This window comes from Mitsuaria sp. GD03876 (genome assembly GCF_029840635.1).
Taxonomy (GTDB): domain Bacteria; phylum Pseudomonadota; class Gammaproteobacteria; order Burkholderiales; family Burkholderiaceae_C; genus Roseateles.
Map to the genome: position 1 here is coordinate 21675 of NZ_JAOCCU010000022.1, position 12843 is coordinate 34517.

General features: G+C 69.4%; 11 protein-coding genes. 4 read left to right on the top strand and 7 right to left on the bottom strand.

Annotation, left to right across the window (positions count from 1 at the left end):
- Positions 1-54 precede the first annotated feature (54 nt).
- The 7 genes from N5D62_RS15145 to N5D62_RS15175 all read right to left on the bottom strand — a co-directional run bounded on the left by N5D62_RS15145 (position 55) and on the right by N5D62_RS15175 (position 8807).
- Complete coding sequence (locus N5D62_RS15145; RefSeq protein ID WP_279758675.1) at positions 55-2292, bottom strand: TonB-dependent siderophore receptor; 2238 nt, start codon at positions 2290-2292, stop codon at positions 55-57.
- Between the two features lie 370 nt (positions 2293-2662).
- Positions 2663-4198 (bottom strand): alkaline phosphatase D family protein, encoded by a 1536-nt coding sequence (locus N5D62_RS15150; RefSeq protein ID WP_279758676.1) that lies wholly within the window; start codon positions 4196-4198, stop codon positions 2663-2665.
- A gap of 117 nt (positions 4199-4315) precedes the next feature.
- Complete coding sequence (locus N5D62_RS15155) at positions 4316-5329, bottom strand: tripartite tricarboxylate transporter substrate binding protein (RefSeq protein WP_279758677.1); 1014 nt, start codon at positions 5327-5329, stop codon at positions 4316-4318.
- 186 nt (positions 5330-5515) lie between these two features.
- Positions 5516-6016: a hypothetical protein gene (locus N5D62_RS15160; protein ID WP_279758678.1), complete on the bottom strand. Its 501-nt coding sequence runs from the start codon at positions 6014-6016 to the stop codon at positions 5516-5518.
- 156 nt (positions 6017-6172) lie between these two features.
- Entirely contained in the window at positions 6173-6760 is a 588-nt protein-coding gene (locus N5D62_RS15165; protein ID WP_279758679.1) for a TetR/AcrR family transcriptional regulator, read from the bottom strand.
- 84 nt (positions 6761-6844) lie between these two features.
- Positions 6845-7612, bottom strand: coding sequence for a hypothetical protein (locus tag N5D62_RS15170; protein ID WP_279758680.1), 768 nt, complete (start codon positions 7610-7612; stop codon positions 6845-6847).
- A 34-nt stretch (positions 7613-7646) separates the two neighbouring features.
- A complete protein-coding gene (locus N5D62_RS15175) occupies positions 7647-8807 on the bottom strand; it encodes an iron-containing alcohol dehydrogenase (RefSeq protein ID WP_279758681.1) in 1161 nt (386 codons plus the stop codon).
- 97 nt (positions 8808-8904) lie between these two features.
- Here N5D62_RS15175 and N5D62_RS15180 point away from each other — a divergent pair, with 97 nt between their 5' ends.
- The 4 genes from N5D62_RS15180 to N5D62_RS15195 are packed head-to-tail and all read left to right on the top strand — an operon-like array spanning position 8905 to position 12799.
- Positions 8905-9891 (top strand): alpha/beta hydrolase, encoded by a 987-nt coding sequence (locus tag N5D62_RS15180; RefSeq protein WP_279758747.1) that lies wholly within the window; start codon positions 8905-8907, stop codon positions 9889-9891.
- On the top strand, positions 9888-10760 hold the full coding sequence (locus tag N5D62_RS15185; RefSeq protein WP_279758682.1) for a YbgC/FadM family acyl-CoA thioesterase: 873 nt from the start codon (positions 9888-9890) through the stop codon (positions 10758-10760). Before N5D62_RS15180 ends, N5D62_RS15185 begins: the two co-directional genes overlap by 4 nt.
- A gap of 60 nt (positions 10761-10820) precedes the next feature.
- The gene (locus N5D62_RS15190) at positions 10821-12131 is read left to right on the top strand and encodes an AAA family ATPase (RefSeq protein ID WP_279758683.1); all 1311 of its coding nucleotides are present in this window, start codon (positions 10821-10823) and stop codon (positions 12129-12131) included.
- Positions 12128-12799 carry a retron system putative HNH endonuclease gene (locus N5D62_RS15195; RefSeq protein ID WP_279758684.1) on the top strand — a complete coding sequence of 224 codons (672 nt, stop codon included), beginning with the start codon at positions 12128-12130 and terminating at the stop codon, positions 12797-12799. Before N5D62_RS15190 ends, N5D62_RS15195 begins: the two co-directional genes overlap by 4 nt.
- Positions 12800-12843 lie beyond the last annotated feature (44 nt).

Here is a 12843-nt window from a genome sequence, read left to right on the forward strand (position 1 = left end):
GGCAGTTCATGGCGAGGCAGGACATCCGCGTGACGGCGTGACGGCGGCGCGGGTTCAGTAGCTCACCTGCAGGCTGACCGTCCAGGTCCGGCCCAGCGCCGGGGACACGACGTTGGCGTTGATCGCGCCGTCGAAGTAGTCCTTGTCGAGCAGGTTCTTCAGCCCCGCGTTGACGCGCCAGGTCGGGCCGCTGTAGCCGACGCTCGCGTCGACGACCGCGTAGCCCGGCAGCGTGAAGGGCAGGTTGCCGCGCTGCTGGCTGACGGCGCGCCCGCCCAGGCCCAGCGTCCAGTTCGGCAGCCAGGTCGGCTTGTAGAGCGCCCACAGCGTCGCGGCGTGCAGCGGCTGCAGGTTGATCGGCTTGCCCAGGATCGCGGTGTTGTTGTCGCGGGTGACGCGGGCGTCGGTGTAGGCGTAGCCGGCCGTCAGGCTCAGGCCGTCCTTGAGCCGCGCGCCGACCTCCAGCTCGACGCCGCGGGACTGCTGCTCGCCGGTCTGCACGCTGAAGCCGGTGTTGACCGGGTCCGACGTGGTGACGTTGCGGCGCTTGAGGTCGAACACCGCGATCGAGCCGGTGAGCCGCCCGTCGAGCGCCTCGTGCTTCAAGCCCCATTCCCATTGCTTGCCGGTCTCCGGCACGAAGCCCTTGCCGTCGAAGTCCTGGCCGCTGACCGGCAGGAAGGACTCGGACCAGCTGACGTAGGTCGACCAGCCCGGCAGGAACTCCTTGACCAGCCCGGCGCTGCCGACGGTGGCGCTGTCGGTCTTGAGCGACTGGGTGTTGCGGACCTTGTCCTCGATGCGCTCGCGCGAGTGGTCGCGGCGCACGCCGACCAGCGCGGTCCAGCCGTCGCCGAACTTCAGTTGGTCCTGCAGGTAGAGGCCGGCGACGGTCAGCGTGGACGGCGCGAACGAGCTCAGGGCGGCCGGGCAGGTGGCCGGCACGCCGTACTGCGGGTTGAACAGGTCCAGCGGCGCGATCGTGCAGGAGCGCGAGCCCTGGCGGCTGTGGCCGCGGCGCGCGTCCAGGCCGACGACGACCTGGTGCGCGACCGGCCCGATGTCGACCTTGGCCAGCACCGAGGTGTCGGTGGCGAGGATGTCGAAGTCCAGGTACTGGCGCGTCGCCGAGCGGTTCTGCAGCCGGCGGTTGGCCTGCAGCGCCTGCAGCGCGACGAAGTTGCCGGTGCCCGACTCCTCCTCGTAGCGCACGCCCTGGCGCAGCGTCAGCGCGGGGGTGAAGCGGTGCTCCAGGCTGTAGCCGGCGGTCTTCTGCTCGACGTCGTAGCCGCCGAAGGAGGCGTCGCCGGTGAACATCGTGCGGCGCACCGTGCCGTTGGGATTGGGCAGCAGCGTGCCGTAGGGCGTGGTGCCCTGCTGGCGGATCCACTTGCTGGTGCTGTAGCTGGTGAAGATCACGAAGTCGGTGTCGCGGCCGAAGTCGATCGACAGCGACGGCGACACCCAGCGGTCCTTGCGCCAGACGTCATCGGTGGCGTCATCGCCGTCCGAGGTCTGCGCGGTGACGCGCAGCGCGGTGCGGCCGTTGGCGGACAGCGGCTCGTTGATGTCGGCGGACAGCGTGCGGCTGTTGAAGCTGCCGATGTCGATGCCGCCGTCCAGGCGGCGCACCGCCTCGGGCCGCTTGCTGACCGCGTTGACCAGGCCGCCGGGCTGCACCTGGCCGTACAGGATCGAGGACGCGCCCTTGAGCACCTCGAAGCGCTCGTAGGCGTAGCTGGTCAGCCGGGTCCACATGCCGGGGCTCTGCACCAGGCCGTCGATGAGGATCGACTCGGTCGAGCGGAAGCCGCGGATGTTGATGTCGTCGAAGCCGCGTCGGCCGAAGTTCACCGGGCTGACGCCGGGCACGGTCTGCAGCGCCTGCTGCAGGTTGGTGATCTGGCGCGAGTCCATCACCTCGCGGGTCACGACGCTCATCGAGCGCGGCGTCTCCAGCAGCCGCATCTCCGCCTTGCCGGCAGTGATGCCCTGCGTCGGCGCGAAGCCGGTGTCGCGCTGCACGCTGCCGTAGATGACGACGGAATCCATCTTGCGCGGCTCGTCGCTGGCGCCCGCGTTGGCGTTGGCGTTGGCGGCGGCATTGCCGGCCGCGGCGGCGGACGCCGCCGTGGATGCCGCAGCGGTGGCGGATGGCGCGCCTTCCTCCGGCGCGGCGGGCGCCTGCTGCGCATGGGCGGCGGCGAGGCTCAACAGGCCGAGGGCGGCGGCGAGCGGGGACAGGGCGATGGGCATCCGGCGGGGATGCGGGAGGCGGGAACGGTGGCTCATGGACGTCGATGGCAACGCGGCTCCGGCGCAGGGGCGGCGCGCGGAACGCGGGGTGAAGGAATCCGCGTTGCATGGCGTCTGCGAGCAAGGCACGGGAACGGCCGGTCCCGCGTGAACGGGTCCGGCGGCGGCCTGGACGGGCCGCGCGGGATCGGGGGTGCTGGCTGCAGTGGGGACCGTCAGGGGACGGCCGCCCGGGAGGCTGGCGCTCCGCGTCGATGGCGGAGGGCGCTCGCGACAGAGGGGCGGGGCGCTGGTAGCGCTCCCAGGTCACGAGCGGGCCGGAGTGTACCGAGATTGTTTCGCGCGGCCGTGAATGGCGTGAAGCCGATGGGGCCTTGCGCGCCCCCGACTCGCGGGGGCGCCGGTGTCAGGCGGCCTGCGCGCCGGGCCGTCCCGCCTCGACCGTGAACCGCGCCGCGGTGCTGACTTCGCTCTTCGCGTCCCACGGCGTGCGCACGCTGCGCAGCTCGGCGTCGAGCCGGCCCTCGCGCAGCTCGAAGCGCATGTAGCCGCGCTGGTCGCTGCGGCCGTAGCGCACCTGCGGGTTGAAGGGCAGCGCCTTGTCGAGCCGGTCCTGCTCCATGCCGTGGCTGGAGATCGAGGTGCCGCAGAACTCGCTGGCGAGCACCGGTGCCTTCGCGTCGTCCCAGTCGAGCTTGAGGTCGCTGACGTAGTTGGCGTGGACGTCGCCGCCCAGCACGACGGTGTTGGGCACGCGGCGCGACGCCAGGTCGCGCAGCAGCCGCTCGCGGGCGAACGGATAACCGTCCCAGCCGTCGGTCCAGTAGCGGCCCGGTCCCTTCGCCGGGTCCTGCCAGTTGAAGCGCGACATCAGCGTCTGCTGCGCCAGCAGGTTCCACGGACGCGTCGCGTCCCAGCTGTCGCGCAGCCAGCGCTCCTGCGGCGCGCCCAGCATCGTGCGGCGGTCGTCAAGCAACGCGCGGCAGTCCTTCAGGTCGACGGTGTTGGAGCCGCCGCGGCCCGGCTTCGGGCAGACCTGCTGATCGCGCCAGGAGCGGTCGTCGATCGTGATCAGCCGCGCCAGGCGGCCCCAGTCGACGTGGTGGCTCAGCACGATGTCCGCGCCTTTCGGGCGCATCGCCTTGGGGAAGGGCTGGTGCTCCCAGTACGCCTGCGCGGCGGCGATGCGGCGCTGGTGGAAATCGGGCGCGAGGTCCTCGGACACGTCGCCGGCCCAGTCGTTCTGCGTCTCGTGGTCGTCCCAGGTGAGGATCCACGGCGCGGCCGCGTGCATCGCCTGCAGTTGCGGGTCGCTCTTGTACTGCGCGTAGCGCTGGCGGTACTCGTCCAGGCCGCGGCAGGCGCCGCCCTGGTGGCGGCGCGGCGCCTTGCTGTCGATCGCGGTGGCCGATTCGTAGATGTAGTCGCCGAGGAACAGGACGAGGTCCAGGTCCTGACGCGCCATGTCGCCCCAGGCGGCGTACTCGCCGTGGTCCCAGCGCTGGCAGGACGCGATCGCGAAGCGCAGCGCGCCCGTCGCCGCGTCGGCGGCCGGCGCGGTGCGGGTGCGGCCCACTGCGCTCTGCTGGCCGAGCGCGCGGAAGCGATACCAGTACCAGCGGTCGGGGCGCAGGCCGGCGGGCTCGGCATGCACGCTGTGGGCGGTGCCGGGCTCGGCCTGCTCGGTGCCGCGGGCGACCACGGTCTTGAAGGCCTCGTCCTCGGCGAGCTCCCACTCGACAGCCACCCGCGCCGGGAGCGAGTCGCCGAGCAGCCGGGTCCAGAGCACCACGCGCTCCGCGCGCGGCGTGCCGGAGGCGATGCCGAGGCCGAACAGCGGCTCGGCGGCGGCATCGGCATGGCGGAGCAGGGCCGGCGCGCAGCCGGCGGCGAGGGCGGCCTGCAGCAGGCCGCGGCGGGAGGGAGTCCAGAGGGAGGTCATGAGATCCAGGGTAGTCGGCTTCGTTGACGGCGCGGCGACGACCCGTTGCCGCGCCCCGCGTCCGTGCGATCACGCGATCAGGTGTTCACGTGATCGCGCCGTCGATCGATCGAGCGATCAATCCACCGTCATCTTCGCGTCGCGCGCGACCTTGCCCAGGCGCTCGTACTCGCTGGCGCTCAGCTTGGCGAGCTCGGCGGCGGTCGAGGCCTTCGGCGAGAAGCCGGCGGCGAGCAGCTTGTCCTTCACGCCGGGATCGGCCAGCGCGGCCTGCAGCGCGAGCTCGAGCTTCTTCACCACCGGCGCGGGCAGGCCGGCCGGGCCGTAGACGCCGAACCACGGCTCGATCGCGTAGCCGGGCAGGCCGGCCTCGGCGAGCGTGGGCACGTCGGGCAGCGCGGGGCTGCGCTGCGAGCCGGCGACGGCCAGCGCGCGCAGCTTGCCGGCCTGGATGTGGGGCAGCGACGCGGGCAGGTTGTCGAAGGCGACCGGCACCTGGCCGCCGATCAGGTCGGTGATCAGCGGCGCGCTGCCCTTGTAGGGCACGTGCACCCACTCGGTGTGGCTGAGCTGGCCGAACAGCACGCCGGCCAGATGCATCGAGGTGCCCGCGCCGGCGGTCGCGTACGGCAGGCCGGGGTGCTTGGCCGCATGGGCGCGGAGTTCCGCGACGGTCTTCACCGGCAGCGACGGGCCGACCTCCAGCACGATGGTGGAGTTCCCCAGCAACCCGATCGCGCTGAAGTCCTTGCGGGGATCGAAGGACATCTTCTTGTAAATGTGCGGGTTGAGCGCGTTGGTCGAGATCGCGCCCATGCCGATGGTGTAGCCGTCGGGCGCGGCCTTGGCGACGGCGTCCATGCCGAGGTTGCCGCCGGCGCCGCCGCGGTTCTCGATGACGACGGTCTGCCCGAGCGCCTGCGACATCTGCGCGCCGACGGTGCGCGCGACCAGGTCGGTGGTGCCGCCGGCGGCGTAGGGGACGATGAAGCGGATCGGCTTGGACGGGAAGGCGTCCTGCGCCAGGGCGGGCAGCGCGCCGAGGGCGCACAGCGCCACGGCGGCGCCGGCGAACGCGCGGCGGGGCCAGGTCTTGCGCGAGCGGCCGCGCGCGGAGCGGGGAATGGACATGAGGTCTCCTTGTCGGGTGACCGTCATGAGACGAGCTTTCCCCGGTGGGGACGCAGCGTGGATACCCGGGCGGGGCGCTCGGCGGGCCCGCAGATCGCCCGCCATTCCGGATGCTTTGGCAGGCGCTTAGCCGGCGTCGCCATCGAAATCCGCTAAGCGCCTGCTTTGCCAGGATTTATCGCCGCATCACGCATCCCGGCGCCGGGCCACGCGGAGCTGCCAGCTCTGCAGCGCGAAGCCGACCACGAACACCAGCAGCCAGGCCAGCAGCGTGGTGCGCACCACGGGGTCCTCCGGCCCGGCGGCCAGCGGGCTGGCGGCGGGGAGCCGGGTCAGCGTCTCGTTGATGCCGGGCACCAGCAGCAGGAAGAAGCTGAACGACAAGCCGAACGCCTGCAGGTGCGGACGCAGCCGGCCCAGGAAGCCCAGTCGCGGCACGAGCAGCCCGCCGCCGAAGGCCGCCAGCAGCGCCAGCACGCCCAGCACATGGCCCGGGTTCACGCCCTGGACGCTCGACAGCCCGAAAGCCGTCAACACCGACAGCGTCAGGCCGCCCAGGTAGACGCGGCCCGATCGCGTCGACGGATCGATGCGGCGATGACGGACGAAGCTGTACAGGCCGGCGATGACGGGCGGCAGGCTCAGCAGCGTGTGGGCGATGCCCAGCGCGGAAAGGGGATGAGGCATGGTCGATCTCGAAGAGGAAAGGGGTGATGGAAGGGGACGGTGGGGTGAAGGTGCGATCGGGCCTTCGCGGGATTGAAGGGTGGTGTCGTGATCTACTAGTTGGTAGGTTATGGGGTTCAATGAAAGGCGGCTCGCGCGCCGCCTCGGGTGTGGGGATCAGGCCGGTTGGGTCAGCTTGAGGATCGCCGGCTGCACGATGGCCGAGAAGGACTTGGGATCGTCCATCGCGCGCGCCACCAGCATCGCGCCGTGCACGACGGCCATGAACGCGCGCGCCGAGACCGGCGGGCTGTTGAGCAGGTGGAACTGGCCGCGCGCCGCGCCGCGCTGGAGCACCGAGGCCAGCCATGCGTCCAGGTGCTGGAAATGCGCCCGCACCTCGAGGGCCACGTCCTCCGGCAGGGTCGGCAGCTCCGTGGCCAGCATCGCGCAGATGCAGAAGGGGTGTTCGCCGCTGCGGATGCAGCCGGACCAGTAGTCGGCGTAGGCGTTCAGCTCCGACAAGGGGTCGTCGAACTGGCGCTCCAGCATGGCGAGGCCCTGCCGCGCTTCCTCGCGGTACAGCCGCACGACGGTCTGCACCAGCTGCGCCTTGCTCGGGAAGTGGTGATGGATGCTGGCCTTGGTGATGCCCACCCGCTCGGCCAGGTCGGCATAGCTGAAACTGTTGTAGCCGCCGGCCACCAGCAGCGAGCGCGTGTGGGCGACGATTTCGGCGGCTTTCGGGGAGAGCTCGGTGGTCATGCGGAAGCGATGTCGGGCGTCATGGGGCCGGAGTGTAATCTACTAGTTGGTAGACTGCCAACGATGTCCCTGGCCGGCGCCGACCTACCACTGGAGGTGGTTGCCCAGCCAGGCATCCACCACGTCGAAACGCAGGACCTTCAGCGCGCAGTCGGGGTTCCAGGCCACGCCGACGCCGCACAGGCGCAGCGTCGGTTGGTCGAGCGGGCCGTGCACCGAGAACACCGGACCGCCGCTCATGCCGCTCAGGCCGTTGGGCAACGGCATCGAGGCCGGCCGGAGTGCCGAGTCATGCAGGCCCTTCGAGTCGAACGGCAGCGTCAGGAAGGGCGACAGGCCCAGCGGACCCGACGCGCCCTGGATGGTCAGGATGCGCTGTTCCGGCTTCGGCACCTGTCCGGTGTAGGTCTTGTTGCGGGACGCGGGAAAGCCGGTGAAGGCGAACTGGTCGTCCGCGGCCGGGGCGGCGATCTCGGACTCGGTGAAGAAGTCGACATGCCGATACGACGAGGACGGCCGCTGCCACAGCGGCGCCACGGCCAGGTCGAGTTCCTCCTGCGCGAAGAATTCGATCGAGGTGAGCTTCACCAGTCCCGCGCGGCCGCGCACCAGCAGGAAGGGCAGTTGTCCCTGCTGGATGCTGGCGCGGACGTCGTCGAGCACATGCTTGGCGGTGATGAAGAAGGGCCAGCCGGCCCGTTCGTAGAAGAAGCCGCTGCCGAAGCCTTCCAGCCGCTGTCCGGGCAGGGTGCGGACCACCAGGGCGACGCAGGACGCGCGGGCGTCGATGCGCTGGTCGACGCGGCGATACCAGAAGCGACGAGCGCTTTCCAACTCAAGGGACGAGGACATCGCGCGATTGTCGCGACGCCCCGCCGCCCGCCGCTCACATCGACTCGTCCAGCATCCGCCGATAGTCGCTGGCCGAGGCCTCGCGCGGGTTGGTCTTGTGGCAGTGGTCGTGCAGCGCGCGCTCGACGATCTGGTCGTGCAGGTCGACCGTCACGCCCATCGCGCCCAGGCCCGCGGGCAGCCCCAGCCGCTGGTTCAGCCCCTTGACCGCGCCGGCCAGCTCGTCGGCCGGCGTGCCTTCCTGCAGGTTCATCGCATGGCCCATGCGGGCGATCTTGTCGTCGCGGCGCATCGAGTCGTGCATCCCGTTGAAGCGGATCACCGCCGGCAGGAACACCGCGTTCAGCGTGCCGTGGTGCAGCCGCGGCATCAGCCCGCCGAGCGCGTGGCTGAGCGAGTGCACGCAGCCCAGCCCCTTCTGGAAGGCCAGCGCGCCCATCGTGCTGGCGGCCATCATGTCCAGCCGCGCGTCGATGTCGTCGGGGTGGGTGGTGGCGCGCTCGACCTGGCGCCAGCCCCGGCGCAGGCCTTCCAGCGCGATGCCGTCGGCCGGCGGGTTGAACGCCGAGGACATGAAGGTCTCCATGCAATGGGCGATCGCGTCCATGCCGGTGGCCGCGGTCAGCGACGCGGGCAGCTTGCGCGTCAGCTCCGGATCGCAGACCGCGGACTTGGGCATCAGCGCCCAGTTGTGGAACCCCAGCTTGCGGCCGTCGTCGACGATCAGGATCGCGCCGCGCGCGACCTCGGAGCCGGTGCCGGCCGTCGTCGGCACCGCGATCAGCGGCGCGGCCCGCTCGGTGATGTTGCCCGCGCCGCCCAGGATGGTGGCGTACGCGGTCAGCGGTCCGTCGTGCGTCGCGGCGATCGCCACGCCCTTGGCCAGGTCGATGCTGGAGCCGCCGCCGATCGCGATCAGCCCGTCGCAGCCGTGCTCGCGGTAGAGCGCCACGGCCTCGCGCACGGCGGCCTCGGTGGGATTGGGCGGCGTGCGGTCGTAGACGGGCACGGTGGCCGGATCGATCGGCGAGGCGACCCAGGCGTCGATCACCTGATCGAGCACGCCGGCCGCGCGCACGCCGGCGTCGGTGACGATCAGCGGCCGGGTGATGCCGGTGCGCTGGCATTCCGCGCCGATGACGCGGCGCGCGCCGGCCTCCAGGTGGATGTGGGTCAGGTACTGGATCAAGGCCATCTCGTGTCCTCTGCGAAAATCGCGTGATTGCGGCTCGGCGAACGGCTGAGCCTACGTCCTGGAGTTCCCGTTGAGTAGCACCTTGTTGACACCGCGGATGGCCGCGGTGCTGGAGCGCATCCATCGCGCCAACCGGCCGTCGTTCCACAGCCTGTCGCCCAAGCAGGCGCGCATCGCCTACCTGATGGGCGCCGAGATCCTGGACCTGCCGCGCGCCCCGTTGCCGCGCATCGAGAACCGGGCAATCCCCGGTCCCGCCGGCGACATCTCGGTCCGCCTTTACGCCTCCGTCACGCGCGAGGACGCGGCCGCCACGCACCCGGCCGGACTGCCGGTGCTGCTGTACTTCCACGGCGGCGGCTTCGTCATCGGCAGCCTCGAGACCCACGACAGCCTGTGCCGCCAGCTGGCGCTGCGCAGCGGCGCGGCGGTGGTGGCGGTCGACTACCGCCTCGCGCCCGAGCACCCGTTCCCCGCCGCCGTCGACGACTGCTGGGCCGCGCTGGCCTGGCTGGCGAAGGCCGCGCCCGAACTGGGCCTGGACCCGGCCCGCATCGCGGTCGGCGGCGACAGCGCCGGCGGCACGCTGGCCGCGGTGACCGCGCTGCATGCGCGCGACATCCGCGACGACCTTGGCGTGTCGCTGGCGATGCAGCTGCTGATCACGCCGGGCGCGACGGCGCATGCGGACACGGACTCGCATCGCCGCTTCGCCAAGGGCCACCTGCTGGACGCGGACACGATCGCGTGGTTCTTCAACCAGTACATCCCGGCCGAGCGCCGCGAGGACTGGCGCTTCGCGCCGCTGCAGGCCGAGGACCACGAGGGCGTGGCGCCGGCGTGTTTCGTCCTGGCCGAGGCCGATCCGCTGATCGACGAGGGCATCGCCTACGCGGACCTGTTGCGCGCCAACGGCAACGCGGTGCGGCTGGAGCTGTTCCGCGGGGTGACACACGACTTCATCAAGATGGGCCGTAGCATTCCCGAGGCCGAGCAGGCGCTGGACGCCTGCGCCGACGCGCTGCGCGAGGCCTTCGGGCTGGACGCCGCGGCGCCCACGACTTCTTCCGGCGAGGCCGCATGACCACCACCGTCCATTCCCGCGACCGCTTCCGCTTCTTCGAACGCCTGCGCGTGCGCTGGGCCGAGATCGACGCGCAGCAGATCGTCTTCAACGGCCATTACCTGACCTACTTCGACACGGCGGTCGGCGGCTACTGGCGCGCGCTGGCGCTGCCGTACGCGCCGACGATGCAGGCGCTGGAGGGCGACCTGTTCGTGCGCAAGTCGACGATCGAGTACCTCGGCTCGGCGCATTACGACGAGCTGCTGGACATCGGCGTGCGCACCGAGCGGGTGGGCACGACCTCGCTGACGGTGACCTGCGCGGTGTTCCGCGGCGACGAGTGCCTGGTGCACGGCGAGCTGGTCTATGTCTTCGCCGATCCGGCGGCGCGGGTGCCCAAGGCGGTGCCGCAGGCGCTGCGGGAGCTGCTGCTCGGCTTCGAGCGCGGCGAGCCGATGACCGAGGCGCGGGTGGGCCAGTGGGACACGCTGGGCGCGGACGCGCACCGGATCCGCCAGGCGGTGTTCGTCGAGGAACAGAAGATCCCCGCCGACATGGAATGGGACGCGGCGGACGAGAGCTGCACGCACGCGGTGGCGTACAACCGGCTGGGCCGGCCGCTGGCGACGGGCCGGTTGCTGGAGCATGTGCCGGGCGTGGCCAAGATCGGCCGGATGGCGGTGCTGTCGCCGATGCGGGGCAGCCGCGTCGGCCGCCAGGTGCTGGACGCGCTGATGCAGGCCGGGCGGGAGCAGGGCTACCGCGAGGTGCTGCTGCACGCGCAGCTCAGCGCCGAGGGCTTCTACACCCGCGCGGGCTTCCAGCGCCGCGGGCCGGTGTTCGAGGAAGCGGGGATCGCGCACGTGGAGATGGTGCGAGGGCTCTGAGCGCTTGCCGGCGCTGGGGTTTGGTCGTGGGAAGATGACGAGAAGAAGAGGGCACCCGACATGTACATCGAACGCATCGAGCTGAAGAACTATCGCGGGCATGAGCATCTGGAGGTGCGGTTCGCACGAGGCCTCTCTGTGGTCGCAGGCGTGAACGGAGCGGGAAAGACTTCTCTGCTCCATGCGTTATTTGAGGCGCTTACGCAGGCCGTTCCTGCTCTGCCAAATATCTTTTTCTCCGGCCCCTTCTCTGAACCTGGATTCGCTTGGGTCAAAGTCGTGGCGCCAGATGGCCGCGTGCGCTTCGAGGAGCAGTACCCGGTTGAAATCGATGTGGTTGGTGAGGTTTACGGCAGCCGCATGAATTGGAAGGTCCAAAGGACGTTGGGGCATATCCAGCTCGGCGGATCGAGCCCGAACGTTGCCTTGCAAATGAGAGCTCTCAGCGGCACACAAGGAACGGAAGCGCAGCAAATCCAGGCGCTTCCGGTGGTCGCGTTCTATCGAGCGAGTCGTGCTTGGCATGTGCGAGACACCGATGCACTCAGCGCGGCTGTAGAGCGGAATTCACGCGGTCATGGGTATGAGAGTTGGGCCACGGCGGGCCAAGACGCCGAGTCATTGCAGCGCTGGGTCGTTGCAAAGTCGCTTGAACGACTACAGGTGGCGTCGGAGTCCGGTCGAGTGTTCTCAAAGATCGATAACGACGAGCTTGGCCAAATCACTCGGGCGTTGCGAAGCGCTCTGGAGTCTTTCGAGTTCATTCGCTACGACTTCCAGAGCAAGAAGATTTTGGTGGACTGGCATGACGGGGATGGGGCACGGCGCGACCCGGTCGCGTTCGAACATTTGAGCGCCGGTCAGAGAGCTGTGATCTGCCTTATCGCGGACATTGCGCGAAGGATGTGCTTGCTGAATCCGCATTTGGGTGACGAGGTCATTTCCAGTACCGAGGGCATAGTGCTCATCGACGAACTCGACATGCACCTCCATCCCGAATGGCAGCGCGCCTTGACGCGAGGTCTGACGAAGGCCTTTCCGAAAGTGCAGTTCATCGTTGCCAGCCATTCGCCGCAGGTGATCGGCGAACTGCCGCATGACCACGTGATCTTGCTGACGCCGGAAGGGCCGGTAAATCCTCCTGGCAGCTTTGGCATGACCTCCAACCAGGTGCTTCAGGAACTCATGTCGGCAGAAGTCCGAGCGACGCCAATCAAAGAGCGTCTGGACGAAATCGACGAGGCGCTCACTCGAAACCAATTGGATGTGGCCGAGCAGAAGATTGATGAGCTTGCCAAGGACGCTCCAGAGGTGCGGGAGCTGATTGGCAAAGAAGCGCTTCTTCAGCGGAAGCGGACCCTGGGACGATGAGGTACATCGCCAAGCGGCAGTCGCCGCATGAATTCGAGCGTTGGAGGACTGACGGTAAGGCTGACGGCTGGAGTCCTCGCTATCGCGACTTGGGCGGAGAGGACAAACGCAATCTTCTTCGCGCCCTGTTGGAGGAGCAGGCGCATCTCTGCTGCTATTGCGGCAGCGTCATTGGCGAAGCCGACAGTCACATCGAGCACTTTCGACCGCAGTCGCGATTCGAGCAGCTGGATCTGGACTATTCGAACCTCCATGCATCTTGCGTCCGCACGCCCAAGGGCATGCGGCCAACTTGGCACTGCGGACACGCCAAAGAGAATGATTTCTGCGAGGAGCGCTTCATCGCGCCAACAGAAGAAGACTGTGAGCAGCGATTCATCTATGCATTGAGCGGAGCGGTGTATGCAACCGATCCAGTCGACCCTGGGGCTCGCTACATGAGCAAGTTGCTCGGATTGGATGTCGAGGTGCTGCGTGAACGGAGGCGTGAGGCTCTCGAAGAAGTGTTCAACGACGAGTTCGTGCGATCGACCAACGAAGAGCAGCTTCGCCAGTACGCGGATTCGTGGCGGGCGGCCGGTAGCGACGGACGGGCGCGAAAGTTCGGTCACGTGCTGGCTCGTCATGCCGAGCAGATGATCGAGGACATGCGTCGAGCCTCCCCTTGAGTCCCAAGAGGTGACGGCGACTTTTTCTTGAACCCGGTGCATCC

What these genes read in the sequence shown, in the direction of transcription:
- N5D62_RS15185 (WP_279758682.1), top strand. Translation starts at nt 9,888, where the DNA reads ATGACCACCACCGTCCATTCCCGCGACCGCTTCCGCTTCTTCGAACGC.
- N5D62_RS15145 (WP_279758675.1), bottom strand. Translation starts at nt 2,292, where the DNA reads ATGAGCCACCGTTCCCGCCTCCCGCATCCCCGCCGGATGCCCATCGCC.
- N5D62_RS15165 (WP_279758679.1), bottom strand. Translation starts at nt 6,760, where the DNA reads ATGACCACCGAGCTCTCCCCGAAAGCCGCCGAAATCGTCGCCCACACG.
- N5D62_RS15180 (WP_279758747.1), top strand. Translation starts at nt 8,905, where the DNA reads ATGGCCGCGGTGCTGGAGCGCATCCATCGCGCCAACCGGCCGTCGTTC.
- N5D62_RS15190 (WP_279758683.1), top strand. Translation starts at nt 10,821, where the DNA reads ATGTACATCGAACGCATCGAGCTGAAGAACTATCGCGGGCATGAGCAT.
- N5D62_RS15160 (WP_279758678.1), bottom strand. Translation starts at nt 6,016, where the DNA reads ATGCCTCATCCCCTTTCCGCGCTGGGCATCGCCCACACGCTGCTGAGC.
- N5D62_RS15155 (WP_279758677.1), bottom strand. Translation starts at nt 5,329, where the DNA reads ATGTCCATTCCCCGCTCCGCGCGCGGCCGCTCGCGCAAGACCTGGCCC.
- N5D62_RS15170 (WP_279758680.1), bottom strand. Translation starts at nt 7,612, where the DNA reads ATGTCCTCGTCCCTTGAGTTGGAAAGCGCTCGTCGCTTCTGGTATCGC.
- N5D62_RS15195 (WP_279758684.1), top strand. Translation starts at nt 12,128, where the DNA reads ATGAGGTACATCGCCAAGCGGCAGTCGCCGCATGAATTCGAGCGTTGG.
- N5D62_RS15175 (WP_279758681.1), bottom strand. Translation starts at nt 8,807, where the DNA reads ATGGCCTTGATCCAGTACCTGACCCACATCCACCTGGAGGCCGGCGCG.
- N5D62_RS15150 (WP_279758676.1), bottom strand. Translation starts at nt 4,198, where the DNA reads ATGACCTCCCTCTGGACTCCCTCCCGCCGCGGCCTGCTGCAGGCCGCC.